We start from the raw sequence: 15337 nt of genomic DNA, 5'->3' as shown, positions 1-15337 counted from the left end.
CCTGTCATTTCGCTTTTGTCTTGTTATATTCGGAAATAAACTTGTCGATCGCATTGTCGAGATCGCCTTTGAACGTATATTCTTGCGCTGCATTGCCGAGCGCAACCCAGGTCGCACCTGGGATGGGGCCTGTATTGGCAAACGAGATCACCTGATCCGTCTTCAACCAGCGCTGCACGTCGCTATACGCTTCGTCGGACTTGCCCACTTCGGGCTGAGCCGAAAGCGAACCTTTGGCCACCGAGATTTTTCCGTAAATCTCCTTGCTGAAGAGCCAATTCAAGAACACTTTCGCTTCCTCAATGTGCTGACCCTTGGCGTTGATGGCGAACCCGTCTTCCGGTATGAACATATAAGCGTTCTCCTCGTCAGGCGCGTAGGGCAAGTTGATAAAACCGAAATCGAGGTTCGGCCCAAGCTCGTGCAAGGTTCGCGCTTCCCATGTGCCCCCCAGCAGCATAGCAGCATCTTCATTAGCGAACGATTGCTGCGCGATTGCGTATTCATTCGTGAAGCTGCCCGTGCGCACAAATTCGTTCAGTTCTTTGAAGCGCTGGAATCCTTCCGCTAGGATGGCACGGTTCTCCGGCAGGCTCCAATCGATACTGTTGGACAGATAGGCTTGCTTGAACGCGTCATTTTTGACCGCATGCATGCCGAACGTCCAATGGAACACATTGCCGATCCCGGTCTCCCATTTGGAGGAATATACGAGAAGATCCTTACCTCTTTCCTTCAATTTCTTACCGGCATCCAGCAGTTGATCCCATGTATGGGGAGGTTCGTTGTAGCCGACGTCAGCCAGCATCGCTTTGTTATAGGATAATCCAAGCACGCCGAGGCCGAAGGTGAAGATCGCCTGCTTGTCTCCTAATGAAGTTGCTTGACGGATGGATTCGGAGTAGTTCCGGCTTGCCTCCAGCCCACTCAGATCGTAGATATATCCTTCCTTCTCGGCCATTGCGGTTGTGTCGTGGCCGATATTCAGTTGGTAGATGTCCGGCAATTCGCCGGTAGAGATGCGTGTACGCAACGTATCGAAGAGACTGCTATCGGGAAGGGTTTCCGCCTTGATTTTAACACTCGGATGGTCTTTCTCGAACTCCTCAATCAACTGATTGTGGATGTTGTTGAACACTGATTCCGCGAACAGCATGGACACTTCCACTTGACCGTTCCCGTGGCTTGCCGTACCGCCGTCTTTGCCGCCTCCCGAACAAGCGGCCAGCACGCTGACGAGCACAACGAGGGCAAAGCCGGCGCACGTCATCTTCTTCAACCTCATGGTCACATTCCTCCTGGTCATCATTCTGTATCCGCTTACAATTTGATGATTTGATCCGCATACGAGTCGCTTTTGCGGAAATCCGGCATATCCATCACCCGGCCACCATTCATAACGGACAGCTCGGACAGCAGCGCCACCGCCGTCCATTCGCAAGCGTCGTACACATCAATGGCAGGCTTCTGCAAGCCCTTGATAGCATTCACGAAATCCTCCACGATAAAGAAATCGCCGCCCCAATGCCCGGCATTTTTCTGCTCCTCGGTGGCGTCCTTGTATCGTTCTGGCAAATAGTCGTTGAAGTCGCTCAGCGGGCGCCATGTGCGTTGTTCGGGTTCTCCGCCCATGGACTCCAGCCAAATACGGTGCCCGTCCCCCAGGAAGCTCGGCCCTTCAACGCAGCCCTTCGTTCCCTGTAGCGACTGGGAGGCGTTCAGCGGCCGGTTCGAAATGCAATCCGTGCGCAGCTTGATCAGTTTACCGCTCTCCATCTGGCACAGCGTAATGGTGGTGTCTTCTTGGCGAAAACGGGAATCGGTGTGCCATCCGGAGCCGAAGCACGACACCGAGCGAATCCGGTCGCCTTCCATCCACTTCATGATGGGGCCGAGGCTGTGGGTCGGGTAGAAATTGCCTCGCTTGCCGAGCTGCCAATATTTGCGCCAAGTCGGTGCGGCGCGCTCTCCCGCTCCGGCTCGATTGAATTGAAAAGCTAATCGGCGCACGTCGTGCACATATTCGCCTTCTCCGTAATAAATGTCCCCCAGCAGCCCCTGCTTCACCAGATTGTTGATCAACTGGTTTTGGGGAATGTAACAGTAGTTTTCGGCGAACATGTACACTTTGTCCGATGCTTCGACGGTCTCCTTTAACCACCATAATTCATCCATCGTAACGCCCGCTGTCACTTCGCACAACACATGCTTTCCAGCGTGCAAGGCGGCGATCGCCTGCGGGACATGAAGCTGCATGGGCGTGGAAATGACGACGGCATCGATGTCCGACTCCAGCATATCCTCGTAAATTCGATACGTCCGGGGTATGCCGTGCTCGCGCGCCGCTTCCTGAACGTAATCTCCGTCCAAATCGCAAAGCGCCGTGATTTCGGTATCGGGAAGGCTCCGGAAGCCTTGTAGGGTGCTCAGTCCCCTTGCCCCGACAATTCCAACTTTAATGGTCATACCGCTCCCCCATTTCCAGCATCTTTAACGAAATTTGGTTGCCTGATGATGATCGTGTGCCACCCCATCGCCTCTCCGAACTTCTCCAGCACGTGCATCGCGTCGCCGTAGACGATGACGCCGTGATGAGTGCCGCCCAACCGGCTGTAATCGGCGAGAAAGCGTTCGATGGGAACGGGGGGGCGGAACCAGCCGCGAATCGCGTCCGTCATCCGGTCTTCACCGTCGGGCTCGCACATCTCGATCGGCGCCAAAATGAACGTAAATGTCCCCTGGCGCCCCGGCGCCAGGTTCACGTAGACCGCCTGCCCGCTGCGGAAACGACCGTAGGCGACGACGGGCGTCTCGGCGTCAGCGAACGGGAACGCTTTTTCCTTCAACACAGGTCTGCCCGCCGCGACACGCACATTCATCTCGCCCATGTGACTCAGGAAGATGCGATTATGCTTCCAATCGGGACAGAACATCTCCGTGAACGAGCTGTCCGGGTAGACGGACAAGAGCGCGCTCGTCAACGCAGCCGTCAGCACGTCGCCTTCTCCCGCATAGCCGACGCCGCGCGCCATCGCTTTGCTCGCTTCCAGGAAAGGCATGCCGGGCAGACCGGATCCCCGGCCGACGTCCAGGAAGTTGACGGTGAAGGCCGCGAGCCCGTTGCGCTCGATCCAGCGTCTCACCGTCAGGTCTGACCGGATCGATTGCCGCAGCGTATCGCGATCGACTCTGTCCGCATCGTACCGCTCAGCGTCCTCGGCGATTTCCCGCTCGATCCACTCGTCGGGAATCGGGTCGGCTTCGGATGCGTCGGCGTCCAGGAGGTCCCACGCGACTGTCTCGATACCGATCGACGAACGCAATTCGTCCGCCGGCACCTGGAAATCGCCCATGCCGGGGAACGGCCGGCCGATCGCGCCGACGCGGGCGCCACGCAGCCGCCCGGCCAATCGGGCGGCTTTCACGCCGTCGACCACACGGTCGAGCACGTCGGATTCCACCCAGTGTCCCGCTTCAATCTGAAACCGCTTCCCATTTCGGAGAAGCAAGTTGCACATATCCTGTACGCCGTGTATGCCGTGGTTGTACATGATCTCGTCCGGGTGCTGCGCCGTGCCGAAATCGAAAGTCGGCGTCGTGTCCAGCACGATCAGCGGCAGCCCGGTGGCGGCCAGCGCGTCAGCGGACTCCAACGAAGGCGAGTATGCCAAATGCAGCGTCACGATAGCGTCCGCTTCCTCCCGTTCGAACGCTTGCACTGCCACCGTAAATTCCGGCTTGACGGCGCATACCGGCGAGAGTACGACCTCAAGCCCCCGGTTCTCGAATTCGTCGGTGATCGTGCGATAGAACGCGTCCACACGCTCCCGTAATTCTGGCCAATAGTCGTCATACAACTTCACGTACAGCGGCAGCAGCCCAATTTTCAGCTTCTTCATCGGTGCGGCACCTCGATTCCGTCGATCATCGTCTGGGCGTTGTTGTGGAAAATATCCTCGATGTCGGCCCGCGTCAAGCTCTCAGCCTCCGCAGCGGCGCGGAAAGATTCGATCTCTTCGTAGAGGAAGAAGGAGATCGAATCCGCCTCGGCCCCGGTCACTTCCCGTATATGCGAATCACCGGACACGTCGCCGTACAAGCCAGCGGGCACCAGGTTCACATAGCGGCCGTTCTCGCAAATCCGTCTCGTCCGCATGCGCAAGATCGGCAGATCACTGCCGAAAACGATGCGCTTCGGCCCCACGGCCCGAATCAATTGTCTGAATACGCAAGCATTTGTATTCGCGCTGAAGTCGAACACCATATTTTTCGTCTCCGCGAGAATGTCGAAGGCGTCGCCCACGTCTTCAGGGCAATACGCGCGCCCCACATGGGCGATGATCAGTTTCAGCGACGGATAGCGGCGCTCGATCTCCAGCATTTGTGCCAGATTGACAGGATCTTTCAGTCGGCCGTCACGGGGAATGTGCAGCATGGCGATCCAGCCGTGCCGGTTCAACACTTCCAATTGATGAGGCGGCAGAAAATCGTAAATGCGGATCTCTTTCTCCGGGATATAGGGAGCGGAGAAGTTGAGATATACCTTGCAGCCCAGGAAGCCGCCCCGTTCGATGCCTTCTTCGAATTCGGAAGCGCTCTGCTCTGGCCTGGCTATCATCAGCGACGGCAGCCGGTGCCGTTCGGCGCATTGACGGACATACTCGTTCCCGGCCGCGATGTCGTAGTCCATACTGACTTGGGAGAAAATGAGCGGCGTCACGTCCTTGCCGGGGAACATTAGCCGGTAGGTCTCGAACAGATCCTCGATCGGATTGTCCTTGGCAACGAGAGACGGCCATATAACCGCTCTCACGGGCGCGCCAGACGAAGCCAGCCGGATGCGGTCCGGCCATACGTGCGTATGGATGTCGATGATCCGGTCCGGGAGAAAAGCTTGCAGTTGCCGCTCGTAGAAGTGCCGATCGACTTCTTTTACTTCGAACAAAGCTTTCATCATTTACCGCCTCCGTAATTCGTCATGTGTATGAATCCTGGAACTTGCCGTATCTTTCGCGATAGACCGCCGCCGCCGACCGGTCCGGCACGCGGACCAACTTGGGAAAAGCCAGTTGCCGCAACGCGTCCCGCTCGTCAGCATATTGCCCCGCACCGATGCCGGCCACTATCGCTGCACCGACGGCGCCTGCGCAGGAACCGTTGACCGTACGAACTTCCATGCCGAGCACGTCGGCCACGATCTGCGGCCACGGGTGCGTCTCGGAAGGACCGCCCACGAGCGCGGCCGACGTGAAGTGCATGCCAGCAGCCTCCAGCCGGTCCAGCTCCCGCTTCAATAGATAAGCGGTGCCTTCCATCAGCGCTCTGGCGATATCCGCCTTGCCGTGCCCTTCCCGGTTGTCGAACCCGTCTTGCTGGGTCGGATCGAGGACGAGCCCGCCTGCGCCATGTTGAGCGGAAGCGGCCAGCCGATTGAACTCGTGGTACCGATCCGGGCCGTCGGACAAGTAGCGGCGGATGTAAGAATCAATTGAAACTGCGATCGCTGACAGCGAGAACATGCCACCCCAGGCGCCTGCGGGATGAAGATAAGGATCGGTCAGCAGCCGCAGCTCGATGGAGCGCTGCCGGTCGTTCACCGGACAGAAGCCTACCCAGGACGTGCCGCAGGACAGAAGCAACTGACCTTCGTCGATCACTCCCGCTCCTCTGGCCGCGCACGGATGATCGAATGTGCCGAGAACGACGGGCGTGCCGTGCGCCAGCCCCGTTTCGCGGGCGGCTTCGGCCCCGATTTGCCCGATCACCGTCCCCGTGGGACGGATGGGCGGGAGCTTACGTTCGGGTATGCCGAGGGCATGCAGGGTGGGCAGGTGCCACTGCCCCGTCTGTTGATCCTGCAAATACATGGAGGTGGCGGTTGAGGGATCGACAGCCCAGTTGCCTGTCAATTTGAAAAGAATATAGTCCGTGCTCATGCAGATGACGGCCGCCGCGTCCAGCAACTCCGGCGCATGGCATCTCATCCAGGCCAGATGGGCGAGTGGAAACGCCTTCAATAACGGCCAGCCGACACGCTCGTGCACCTCGCCGGTGTCCATCCGCCCGAACACCGTTTCGATCTCATCGCGAACGCGCGTATCCATCCAACTGATCGTCGGCAACAGCGGCTCGCCCCGCTCGTTTACCAGCACCGTGTTCCCGCTGGCCGAAGCGATGCTGAGCCCGGCGATGGTGCCGCCAGGAGGCAGCGCAAGCGTCAGCCGGCGGATGACGTTCGCCACCGACTGGTACAATCGGTCCGCGTCAAACTGCACCCGATCGCTCTCGGCGGGCAAGTAGGCCACTTTGTGCGTCTCGCGGGACAGGATCGTCCCTGCGGCAGACATCAACACGCCTTTGACGGCGGACGTTCCTATGTCAAGTCCGATGAAGCCGATTTGCTCGCGGTTTAGTCCACCCGGCATCGCGTTCATCCTCTCTCGTCAAGTGTTCCGCTTGCAGCAAGCTTGCGGAATCGGAATTTCCAACCCGATGCTGACCGCGACCGACCAGCATTGCCAGTCCAATAAACATCAACAATACTCCCTTTGTGTTTAGACGAGCCGGACTTCGACGCCCTTTTCCTTGATGGCTTCGATTTCATCCTTGTTAGCGTTATGGTTGGAGATCAGGCAATCGATCTTGTCGATGGCCTCGATGCGCGCGAAGTTGGCCCGGCCGATCTTCGTGTAGTCGGAGACCAGAATTCTTTTGTCCACGAGCGCAATCATTTTCCGGTACAGCTCCGCTTCCAGGTGATGATAGGTCGTCACCCCGAATTCGGAGCTGACGCCGTCCGACGACAAAATAAGTTTGTCAGCTTTATACCGATTCAACTGGGTAATGGCGTCGTCGCCGGTAATGAACTGGTACTCCAGATTGATATTCCCGCCCAGCATTACTACAACATTAAGGTTGCGATGAAATCCGGCTTCATGGACCACGGGCAACGAATTCGTAATGATGATCAGGTTCTTGTGATTTTTCAGCTCCTGCATCACATATAGCGGAGTCGTGCCAGAACCGATGATGACCGTGTCACCATCCGAGATCATGGCGGCCGCTTCCGCGGCGATTCTCCTTTTCTCCTCGCCGTTAGCCGCCGATCGGTCGTGAAACGTCATATTGTAGTAGTTTTTGTACGTGCTGATCGCTCCGCCATGTATGCGTTGCAGCGCTCCCTGCTCTTCCAGAAGGTCGAGGTCACCCCGGATCGTCACTTCGGAAATGCCGAACAGCTTGCTTAAGTCGGCGACTTTCACTTTGCCCTCGCTCTGCAACAGCTCCAGGATCCGCTTTCTTCTTTCGTCGATGTCGATCTCTCTCGCATCGTGCTCGGTCATGAATATTCCTCCAGTATCAGATGATAGGATGGACCGATTCGCCGGAACGGCCGCACTTCTCCGCGCGGATCGCCCGCAGCGCTTCGTCCATGCTGCACAATACGTAGTCTATCATTTCCCTGGTGGCGATTATAGGGGGCTTCGTAAGCGCCGCGGGCGGACAGCTCGCTTTGTACGTCTGGGCGCTAACATCGATGCACGCTTCGTTCAGCTTCTTCGTGAACCGCGTGACTGTCTGCGCTTCGCGGAAGAAGATCGTCGACAAGTGACCAAGCCCTTCCGTCCGTTCGATGAAGTCTGGATAGCATGCCGCCAGCTCCCGCAGCTTATCTTCATAGTATTGACCCACGCCGCGAATGTGGCTGCCGTTCGCTTCCGTAAACTTCATCGTAATCAGATAAGCCAGCGCCGCCAGTTCCTCCTGGCCGTTGGTGACCAGTGCGCCGAATTGGTTAAGCGTATCCATGGCCGCTGTCGTAATGATACGGGAAGCCGGATATTGGCCGCCCGGGAAGCCTTTGCCGATGACAACGAAGTCGGGATTCAGCCCGTATTCACGGAACAGGAACATCGGCGGATACCACATGCACGATTGAATTTCATCGCATAGGATCGGAGTATCGTGCTCGTGGCACAGCGCATAAACTTGCTGCAAATACTCCGGTTCGAGCTTAATGCCCCCGTAATTCATCAGAATGATTTCGTGCATAAACCCCGCAGCCTTGTAGGGCGGCTTGTTGTACTGTTCGAATTTCGTCCGGAAATCGTCCCAGTCATTGATTCGTACCGGACAAACCTTCAAGATCCCCGCCCGCTCCAGCTTCTCGCCCAGGCCGGGCCACATGTCGCGCATGATCTGGGCAAAAATCGTCGTTCCATGGTAGTTCGCCTTGCTCCCGCCGTCATGGTCCGCCATCACGAAAAACACCGGCGTGCAATTCCCGTACTTCGGCTGTTGGAAGGTTTCATCCAATGGATAAAACCGGGCCAGCATCATCTTGATGCCCGCTTCGCAAGCCAACGTTCCGGTCTCGAGATTGATGACCCGGTTCAGCACATGCGGTTCTTCGGAAGCGAGGATGGCATCTAACGCGTCCGTCTCCTCCGGACGAAGCCCATTGATCGTCCGCACGAGCTCCCGTTCAAGCAGGCGGGTAATGTAGCCGCGCGTGTTGTTATGGGTCGCATTCGTAATGCCGAGCGCTCTGGCGTTGTCGATCAGCCGGTAACCGGGAAAATTGTGGCCGAGCGGGGTATGGTAGTGCTCACTCTTGGCCGCCAGGTACAGCCTGCCGTCTTCACCCAGGCGTAGATACCCCAGGCCGCCGATCGGACTCGCTTTCGTATTGGTTGCGTTTCTGAACGCATTCGTAGGCGCCCCGTCAAGCGACGATTCCAGAGCCGGGACGAACGGCTTCCCGACATGCGCCAACAAGCGATTTGCATGGCTGACGCATTCCTCCGGCAAAAATTCAACCTCGTCGTGTGCTAGCCGCTCAGCCTCTTCGGGGCTGAGCCCCGACAGCGAAGTTGCTCCGGCAATGACGGCGTTCATATAGGACGCGCCTAACAACTGGAACAGAGACATCTTCACGGAATTCAATCAATCCACCTCGCCTTCCGAGTAGTCAACTTTCGTTATTGTTTCGTTTAAATTTTATTTAAATTTCGAATTGGTGTCAATATTATTATTTATTATTTTCGTTTGTATTTCATTATTTTGTTGGGAGAGGTACTGAGAACTTATCATTGTAAAAATCATGAAGGCATCCAGTTCAGGAAATGAGGCTGGAAAAAATACTGGAAAGCGTGAATTTGATGCGTACGGTGATCTCCGCCTTTAGGGAAATACCTTCTTCATAGGGCACTTCGAAAGTCGGAATATTGTGTTAATGCCAAAATATTGTAATAACAGTTCGAATCTAGTTGACTTTGTCAACTAAAATCATTATTCTATTTTTAATTAATAGTTTTGATCATATCAGGGGGATTAATGATGGAATCGATTCAATATGTTGAAAAAATTCGTAAATTCAATAGGTATTATGCAAATGTGCTTGGTAAAATCGATCAAGAAATATATAATAAAACTTTTCCATTAACAGAGGCACGGGTAATAACAGAAATCCATCATAGAAGTGGCTGTACAGCAACTGAAGTTAGAGAAAAACTTGGGATTGACCGAGGATACATCAGCCGTATTATTCAACGATTTGAGGATGAAAACATGATCTTCAAAAAGCAGTCAAAAGAGGATAAACGTCAGTATTCTCTTTTCTTAACCCAAGATGGCGAGAATATTTATAAGGACTTGGTTGAAAATGCACGTCGCGGAGTTGATAACATGATTCAACCCCTATCGAAATATGATTTGTCTAGACTTGTCGCAGCCATGGAAATCATCGAATCCATTTACTCGAAGGAAGTTTTAGCCGGTTCAGAAGTCTTCATTCGGCCATTTAAACCTGGGGATGCTGGCTATGTGGCACACCTACATGGAAGAGTATATGATAGGACCTATAAGTTTGACCAAATGTTTGAACATTATGTCATGAAAGGTTTAGCAGAATTTATGATTGATGCCGATGGAGGGGAACTATGGGTTGCTGAAGTCAATGGCAGAATTGTCGGTTCAATTGCAATTACAAAGTCTAGCGATACAGTTGCCCAACTTAGATGGTTTATATTAGATGAACCTTTTCAAGGGAGAGGAATAGGAAAAAAACTTATCGAAACTGCCCTCAGCTTCTGTAAAGAACAAAACTATGAACATGTGTTTTTGTGGACAGTAAGTACGTTAGAACCTGCTCGCCATCTATATCGAAAATATAACTTTGAATTAACAGAAGAAAAACCAAACGAAGAATGGACCGAAACGAAATTAATTGAAGAACGATGGGACCTTGATTTTACCCGATCAATAATCAGATGAATCGAGTGGCGTTCCACGAATTGCAGATATATTCACAAACTCTTCGCTGCTTCCCATAGATGTAGCTATGATACTAATTTTGGGAAAGAAAATGCTTCGTATTGGGATATCTATTCGATCTCCAGAACTTGCTCCAAACGTAACGATCCAACCGTTTGGCTTTATGACATCAATAAGCATAACCATTTTCCAAAGCTAGTTGTTGAAGGTGCTTAAATGTCATTCGATATGTAGGTTCCTAAAACCCATTCATCTTCCGGAATTTGAAATCGGATTGGATATTATATATGAAGAAAAAGTATCCGCTGCGACAAAGGAGCACGAACAACTTCAAAAAATGTTAGAGGATTTACAAGAAGGTGACATCATTTATGTTACAGACTTAACCCGGATCACTCGTAGCACACAAGATTTGTTTGAATTGATCGATGACATACGAGGTAAAAAAGCAAGCTTAAAACAACAAGGCATTAAGACAAGTAGTGGAGTGAGCTAAGATATACAGCCCACTCCTTTTTGCTAGCTAAATAAATATTTAGACACTACTCTATTTAAGGTCTATTTATTATATCCCAAGCATTGGTAGATGCTTTCGAGTATGATAAGTAAGTGCCATTGCAATGCAATGTTTTAATTCATCTACTGGTATATCATCATTAGCAGCAAATACAATCGCTCGATTACCTTCATAGTTGAATAAATCTCTATAAACCTCTTTAAACGTATCAACTAGCTTTGTATTACAGTTAAAATACATGGCGTATTGATCTGGGTTTGACTGTTTCCAGCCTATTCTAATTGTACTCCCTTTTTTTGTGATATAACTAGGCTCTCCCCATTTTAGCGTTTCATCCACATGATCATCGCCTTCTATCTCTATTGCCGTATCCAAAATTAACTGACGAAGAATCAATAGTCTCGACTGAATGTGTTTAGGATACTGTTCGAATACTTCCTCCACCTTGGTATTTTCAAATGCACTCATATTGATCATTCCTTTTTAAAAATAACAAATTAGTCAACAAGTTGTCTGGTACAACATGGAAGCTATTTTATCGAAATATAAATTTCTGCTTGTCCGTCCTCTGGATTAATATCCTTGCTATAATATTCAAAATCACCTGTGAATGCTCGGTCATCGCCTGGCTGTTGTGACCATTGCCAAATATCAGCCCAAGTACGCTGCACCATCTCTATAATTGGTCCACGTTCTGTGACGAATACAGCATATTTTGCAGCAGGAACAGTAAATGCTTTTATCATATCTAGGTGTTGAAGCTGTAATGTTTCCTGTACATGTACGCTGACCATTAATTCATAAAGTCCCGCATCTCCCTGTTCATAGTTGGAGTAACAGCTATAATGACCATCCTCTTGTATATTAACACCTAGCTTCTTACCGATATTTTGAGAATGGAACTGTTCAAATAACTTACCAATTTTTCCATCTTTGCTTAGTTCGGCTTCATTTGTTGTAACGGCACTAATTCCAGCTAATGTGAAGGAGGGTAACCCCTCAATTCGGTCAGGTTCAATTCGTTCTTGTTTCATCCTTAATCAATCTCCTTATTATAGAATGAAACCAGTATAAAACAATAAACCTGACAACCTATTGTCAAGTTACTTTGTCATTTTTATAAATCCTTGCTATTTTTTCCGCACGACTAGCAATGATTTTCCGTAAATGTTGGGGCTCAAGCACCTCTACATGATGTCCCAAGCTAAGAATGAAGCTATAGAGCCATTCATTTTCCGGATATGCCTTTTTTACTAGCCAACTGCCATCCTCAACTGGCAAAAGCTCTTCAATACCAAACCATTCTTCTGCTAAATGACGAGCTTCATCTTGGAATCGAAAGACAACTTCTGGTACATTGGATGGCTTGAATTTACTCTTGTCTTCGATATGCTCCTGAGTAGCGGGATCTCGACGAATGAAGGTTCTTTCACGATCTATCGCGAGCTCTTTCATTCTTTTTAGTTTAAATAGGCGGAACTCTTCTTTCTCTATACAATAAGCTTGTAGATACCATTCCCTTCCTTTGAGAATGAGCATATGTGGCTCTACTATTCGCTGGGAAATTTCACCTTCTGCATTCGAATAGGTGAAGTTAACTAATACACAGCTATCTATTGCTTCCTCTAAAAGTTGTAGTTTCGGACGTAGACGTTCAATACCACCCCAAGGAGAGTAATCGATTAGTACGCGATTTGTCTTATGTTGAAATTCTTCTTCATGTGCTGGCAGTACGACACTATTTATTTTTTCTACTAGTCGTTGGTGTTGCTCTTTGCCATATAAAGTGGAGATACTCCGGAGGGCGGTAACAATAGCAGCAAGCTCGTCATTTGTTAGCATATTTCGATCCAAGCGGTAACCTTCTGACAAACCAATGCCACCATTTGTTCCTTGATAGGTGACGATCGGGATGCCGGCTGCATTAATTGCGTCAATATCTCGGTATATCGTCCGAATGGATACCTCAAACCGCTCCGCCAACTCCTTAGCCTGCACCATACGACGGTTCAGCAGTAGAATAATGATGGATAAGAGCCTTTCCAGTTTCAAAATATGTAACCTCCATTTCGATGGATAAGCAAGAAACTATTTCTTTGTGAATATTACCCCTAATTTTCCAATAATTAAATGCATCACTTAGATGAAGTATAAACATGTTATTCAACATAAGGGCGCTTATCTGGAGTAACGAAAAAAGTCCAATTCCTCAATTTTAATACTGAGAAATTGGGCTTTTTAATATTGTAATTTCGGTCTAGTCACCTAACATTTTCTACAAACGCTAATAATAGAAGAGGATAAAGGAGAGAACAGAGTTTTATCCCAGTCTGAATACTGGTTTTCAATACTAAATCCATGACTAGTTAACAAAGACTTAAGAGTATCATTATCAGTAAAACGACATGCAATTCGAGAAGTAGTTCTCTTATATCCCCAATCACGGAAAGTGACCCAGTGCATTATATGACTTTTTGCATCATAAGATTGCATTCCAGATACCTTGACCTTAATTCCATCCTTATCGATAAATTCTCCCCAAATGGTTTCTTCTTCGTTTGATAAGTCAGTTCCCATAGGATTACGTGTTTCAAAAGCAAATATCCCATTAGGTTCTAAATGCATGTAAACTGTTTTGAGCAAGGAAATTTGATCTTCATCACTCAGAAATGCTTGAAAAGCATTCCCCGTTAAATAAATCATGGAAAAACGCTTTTCCGATTCAAATGTCCGAACATCATCTTCAATAAAAGTCGCAGGCAAACCTTCTGCTTTAATCCTCGCATATTCAAGCATTTGTGAAGCTATATCAACACCAGTAATTTTTATTCCAGATTTTGATAAAGGTATTGTTGTTAATCCTGTACCACATGCAAATTCTAAAACTTCCCCTGGGTTCGACTTAGCAAGTTCAAGATAGAATTTATATTTATCAATCTCACCACCAAATTCTAGATCGTAATTAACCGGGTCCTGGTATTCTTCAAGATTATTGTGTTCTATCAACATATTATCTCCTATTCACGATAGTTTTGTTTCCTTTAAACATCATCTCTGTCTTGAAAAGAGTACAACTAAAAGCGCCCCATAGTTTTTCATCGGTTTAAACATCCGTTTTCAACAATATCCACTATAAAGAGTAACTTCTTATGAATAATTGTTTTCTTATTTTAACATCCCTCCGAAAGAAGTCTCCCACTTCTAAATCTTGCGAAGCATGATGAAAGTGGGAGTTGAATTTCCGTAGGCGTAACCTAAAGTCTTTTTCTACATATTTCCACGGTGTGATACAATCGGTCTTAAGTAAGAAATATAGAAAACCAAGGAATGAAGTGAGGTGATTCGATATGGCAAACAAAGCATATAAGTTCCGTCTGTACCCGACTCAAGAACAAGAGCAACTTCTTGCAAAAACCTTCGGCTCTGTTCGTTTCGTCTACAACAAAATGCTGGCTGAACGAAAGGAAACCTATGAGCAATTCAAGGATGACAAAGAAGCATTGATGAAGCAAAAACTACCTACACCAGCAAAATACAAGAGTGCGTACCCATGGCTAAAGGAAGTAGACAGCCTTGCACTAGCGAACGCACAACTCAATTTGCAGAAGGCATATCAAAACTTCTTTTCTGGTCGTGCTGAATTCCCCAAGTTCAAAAACCGTAAGGCAAAACAATCCTACACAACCAATGTGGTGAACGGAAACATTATGCTTTTGGATGGCTATATTAAATTACCGAAACTAAAACTCATGAAGATGAAGCAGCACCGGGAAATTCCGTCATATCATATCATCAAGTCTTGCAGCGTTTCCCGAACGAAAACGGGAAAATACTATGTTTCGATCCTCACCGAGTATGAACATCAACCTGTACCAAAAGAAGTACATGCTGTTATTGGCTTAGATTTTTCCATGAATGGCTTATTTGTCGATAGTAATGAGGGTAAGACAGCCAATTATCCACGTTTCTATCGCCAGGCCCTGGAAAAATTAGCGAAGGAACAGCGTATTCTATCGCATAGAATGAAAGGCTCTAATCGCTGGCATAAACAGCGGTTGAAAGTAGCAAAGCTACATGAAAAGATTGCAAATGGGCGGAAAGACTTTCTACATAAGAAATCACACGCATTAGCGAAACGATATGATTGCGTGGTGATCGAAGACCTCAGCATGAAGGGAATGTCACAAGCTCTCCATTTTGGTAAAAGTGTTGCTGATAATGCCTGGGGTATGTTCACGACATATCTACAATACAAGTTAGAAGAACAAGGTAAGAAGCTTATCAAAATAGATAAGTGGTTTCCATCATCCAAAACTTGTTCAAGTTGCGGTCGCAAAAGGAAGTCTCTATCTCTTTCTGAGCGGACATTCCACTGTGATTGTGGATTTGTAGCAGATCGAGACTGGAATGCTTCGATCAATATCAAAAATGAAGGACTGCGCTTATTAGCGTTAGTATAGCAAAAAGACCTCTTGGAACGAGAGGGATAGCTCGGTCAGTTTTCGCTGGCTACTAAAAGCAGCGATAAGTCGAGAAGCCCCCACT

14 protein-coding genes and 1 pseudogene are annotated in these 15337 nt (G+C 49.4%); 3 read left to right on the top strand and 12 right to left on the bottom strand.

Translation table 11 applies throughout. From position 1 onward, the window contains the following. Nucleotides 1–4: 4 nt before the first annotated feature. From AC2TF5_RS13520 to AC2TF5_RS13485, 8 genes are read right to left on the bottom strand one after another with little or no spacing between them, the layout of a single operon-like run. Nucleotides 5–1285, bottom strand: coding sequence for an ABC transporter substrate-binding protein (locus tag AC2TF5_RS13520; RefSeq protein ID WP_491302643.1), 1281 nt, complete (start codon nucleotides 1283–1285; stop codon nucleotides 5–7). 35 nt (nucleotides 1286–1320) lie between these two features. After that, the gene (locus tag AC2TF5_RS13515; protein ID WP_491302642.1) at nucleotides 1321–2466 is read right to left on the bottom strand and encodes a Gfo/Idh/MocA family protein; all 1146 of its coding nucleotides are present in this window, start codon (nucleotides 2464–2466) and stop codon (nucleotides 1321–1323) included. Further along, the gene (locus tag AC2TF5_RS13510; RefSeq protein WP_491302641.1) at nucleotides 2463–3899 is read right to left on the bottom strand and encodes an L-arabinose isomerase family protein; all 1437 of its coding nucleotides are present in this window, start codon (nucleotides 3897–3899) and stop codon (nucleotides 2463–2465) included. Before AC2TF5_RS13510 ends, AC2TF5_RS13515 begins: the two co-directional genes overlap by 4 nt. Then, entirely contained in the window at nucleotides 3896–4957 is a 1062-nt protein-coding gene (locus AC2TF5_RS13505) for an amidohydrolase family protein (protein WP_491302640.1), read from the bottom strand. Before AC2TF5_RS13505 ends, AC2TF5_RS13510 begins: the two co-directional genes overlap by 4 nt. Nucleotides 4958–4976: 19 nt before the next feature. Further along, nucleotides 4977–6425, bottom strand: coding sequence for a xylulokinase (locus AC2TF5_RS13500; RefSeq protein WP_491302639.1), 1449 nt, complete (start codon nucleotides 6423–6425; stop codon nucleotides 4977–4979). After that, nucleotides 6379–6534, bottom strand: coding sequence for a hypothetical protein (locus tag AC2TF5_RS13495; protein ID WP_491302638.1), 156 nt, complete (start codon nucleotides 6532–6534; stop codon nucleotides 6379–6381). Before AC2TF5_RS13495 ends, AC2TF5_RS13500 begins: the two co-directional genes overlap by 47 nt. 20 nt (nucleotides 6535–6554) lie before the next feature. Next, nucleotides 6555–7343: a DeoR/GlpR family DNA-binding transcription regulator gene (locus AC2TF5_RS13490; protein WP_491302637.1), complete on the bottom strand. Its 789-nt coding sequence runs from the start codon at nucleotides 7341–7343 to the stop codon at nucleotides 6555–6557. A gap of 16 nt (nucleotides 7344–7359) precedes the next feature. After that, entirely contained in the window at nucleotides 7360–8937 is a 1578-nt protein-coding gene (locus AC2TF5_RS13485) for an aminotransferase class III-fold pyridoxal phosphate-dependent enzyme (protein WP_491302883.1), read from the bottom strand. 399 nt (nucleotides 8938–9336) lie between these two features. On the opposite strand from AC2TF5_RS13485, the gene AC2TF5_RS13480 reads away from it, so the two are divergent. Further along, the gene (locus tag AC2TF5_RS13480) at nucleotides 9337–10275 is read left to right on the top strand and encodes a bifunctional helix-turn-helix transcriptional regulator/GNAT family N-acetyltransferase (protein WP_491302636.1); all 939 of its coding nucleotides are present in this window, start codon (nucleotides 9337–9339) and stop codon (nucleotides 10273–10275) included. 265 nt (nucleotides 10276–10540) lie between these two features. After that, a pseudogene (locus AC2TF5_RS13475) lies at nucleotides 10541–10735 on the top strand (recombinase family protein); the annotation flags it as partial. Nucleotides 10736–10840: 105 nt separating this feature from the next. Here the strand turns inward: AC2TF5_RS13475 and AC2TF5_RS13470 are convergent. The 4 genes from AC2TF5_RS13470 to AC2TF5_RS13455 all read right to left on the bottom strand — a co-directional run bounded on the left by AC2TF5_RS13470 (nucleotide 10841) and on the right by AC2TF5_RS13455 (nucleotide 13801). Further along, the gene (locus tag AC2TF5_RS13470) at nucleotides 10841–11260 is read right to left on the bottom strand and encodes a DUF1801 domain-containing protein (protein WP_491302635.1); all 420 of its coding nucleotides are present in this window, start codon (nucleotides 11258–11260) and stop codon (nucleotides 10841–10843) included. 62 nt (nucleotides 11261–11322) lie between these two features. After that, complete coding sequence (locus tag AC2TF5_RS13465) at nucleotides 11323–11826, bottom strand: GyrI-like domain-containing protein (RefSeq protein ID WP_491302634.1); 504 nt, start codon at nucleotides 11824–11826, stop codon at nucleotides 11323–11325. A 64-nt stretch (nucleotides 11827–11890) separates the two neighbouring features. Then, nucleotides 11891–12844 carry a helix-turn-helix transcriptional regulator gene (locus AC2TF5_RS13460; protein WP_491302633.1) on the bottom strand — a complete coding sequence of 318 codons (954 nt, stop codon included), beginning with the start codon at nucleotides 12842–12844 and terminating at the stop codon, nucleotides 11891–11893. 213 nt (nucleotides 12845–13057) lie between these two features. Beyond that, nucleotides 13058–13801 (bottom strand): class I SAM-dependent DNA methyltransferase, encoded by a 744-nt coding sequence (locus AC2TF5_RS13455; RefSeq protein WP_491302632.1) that lies wholly within the window; start codon nucleotides 13799–13801, stop codon nucleotides 13058–13060. A 338-nt stretch (nucleotides 13802–14139) separates the two neighbouring features. Between AC2TF5_RS13455 and AC2TF5_RS13450 the strand changes: the two genes are divergently transcribed. Continuing rightward, nucleotides 14140–15252, top strand: a complete 1113-nt coding sequence (locus AC2TF5_RS13450; protein WP_491302631.1) for an RNA-guided endonuclease TnpB family protein — start codon at nucleotides 14140–14142, stop codon at nucleotides 15250–15252. Nucleotides 15253–15337: the final 85 nt, after the last annotated feature.

It is taken from the genome of Paenibacillus sp. JNUCC 34, assembly GCF_058269055.1.
This window is presented reverse-complemented; position numbering and strand designations above follow the sequence as displayed.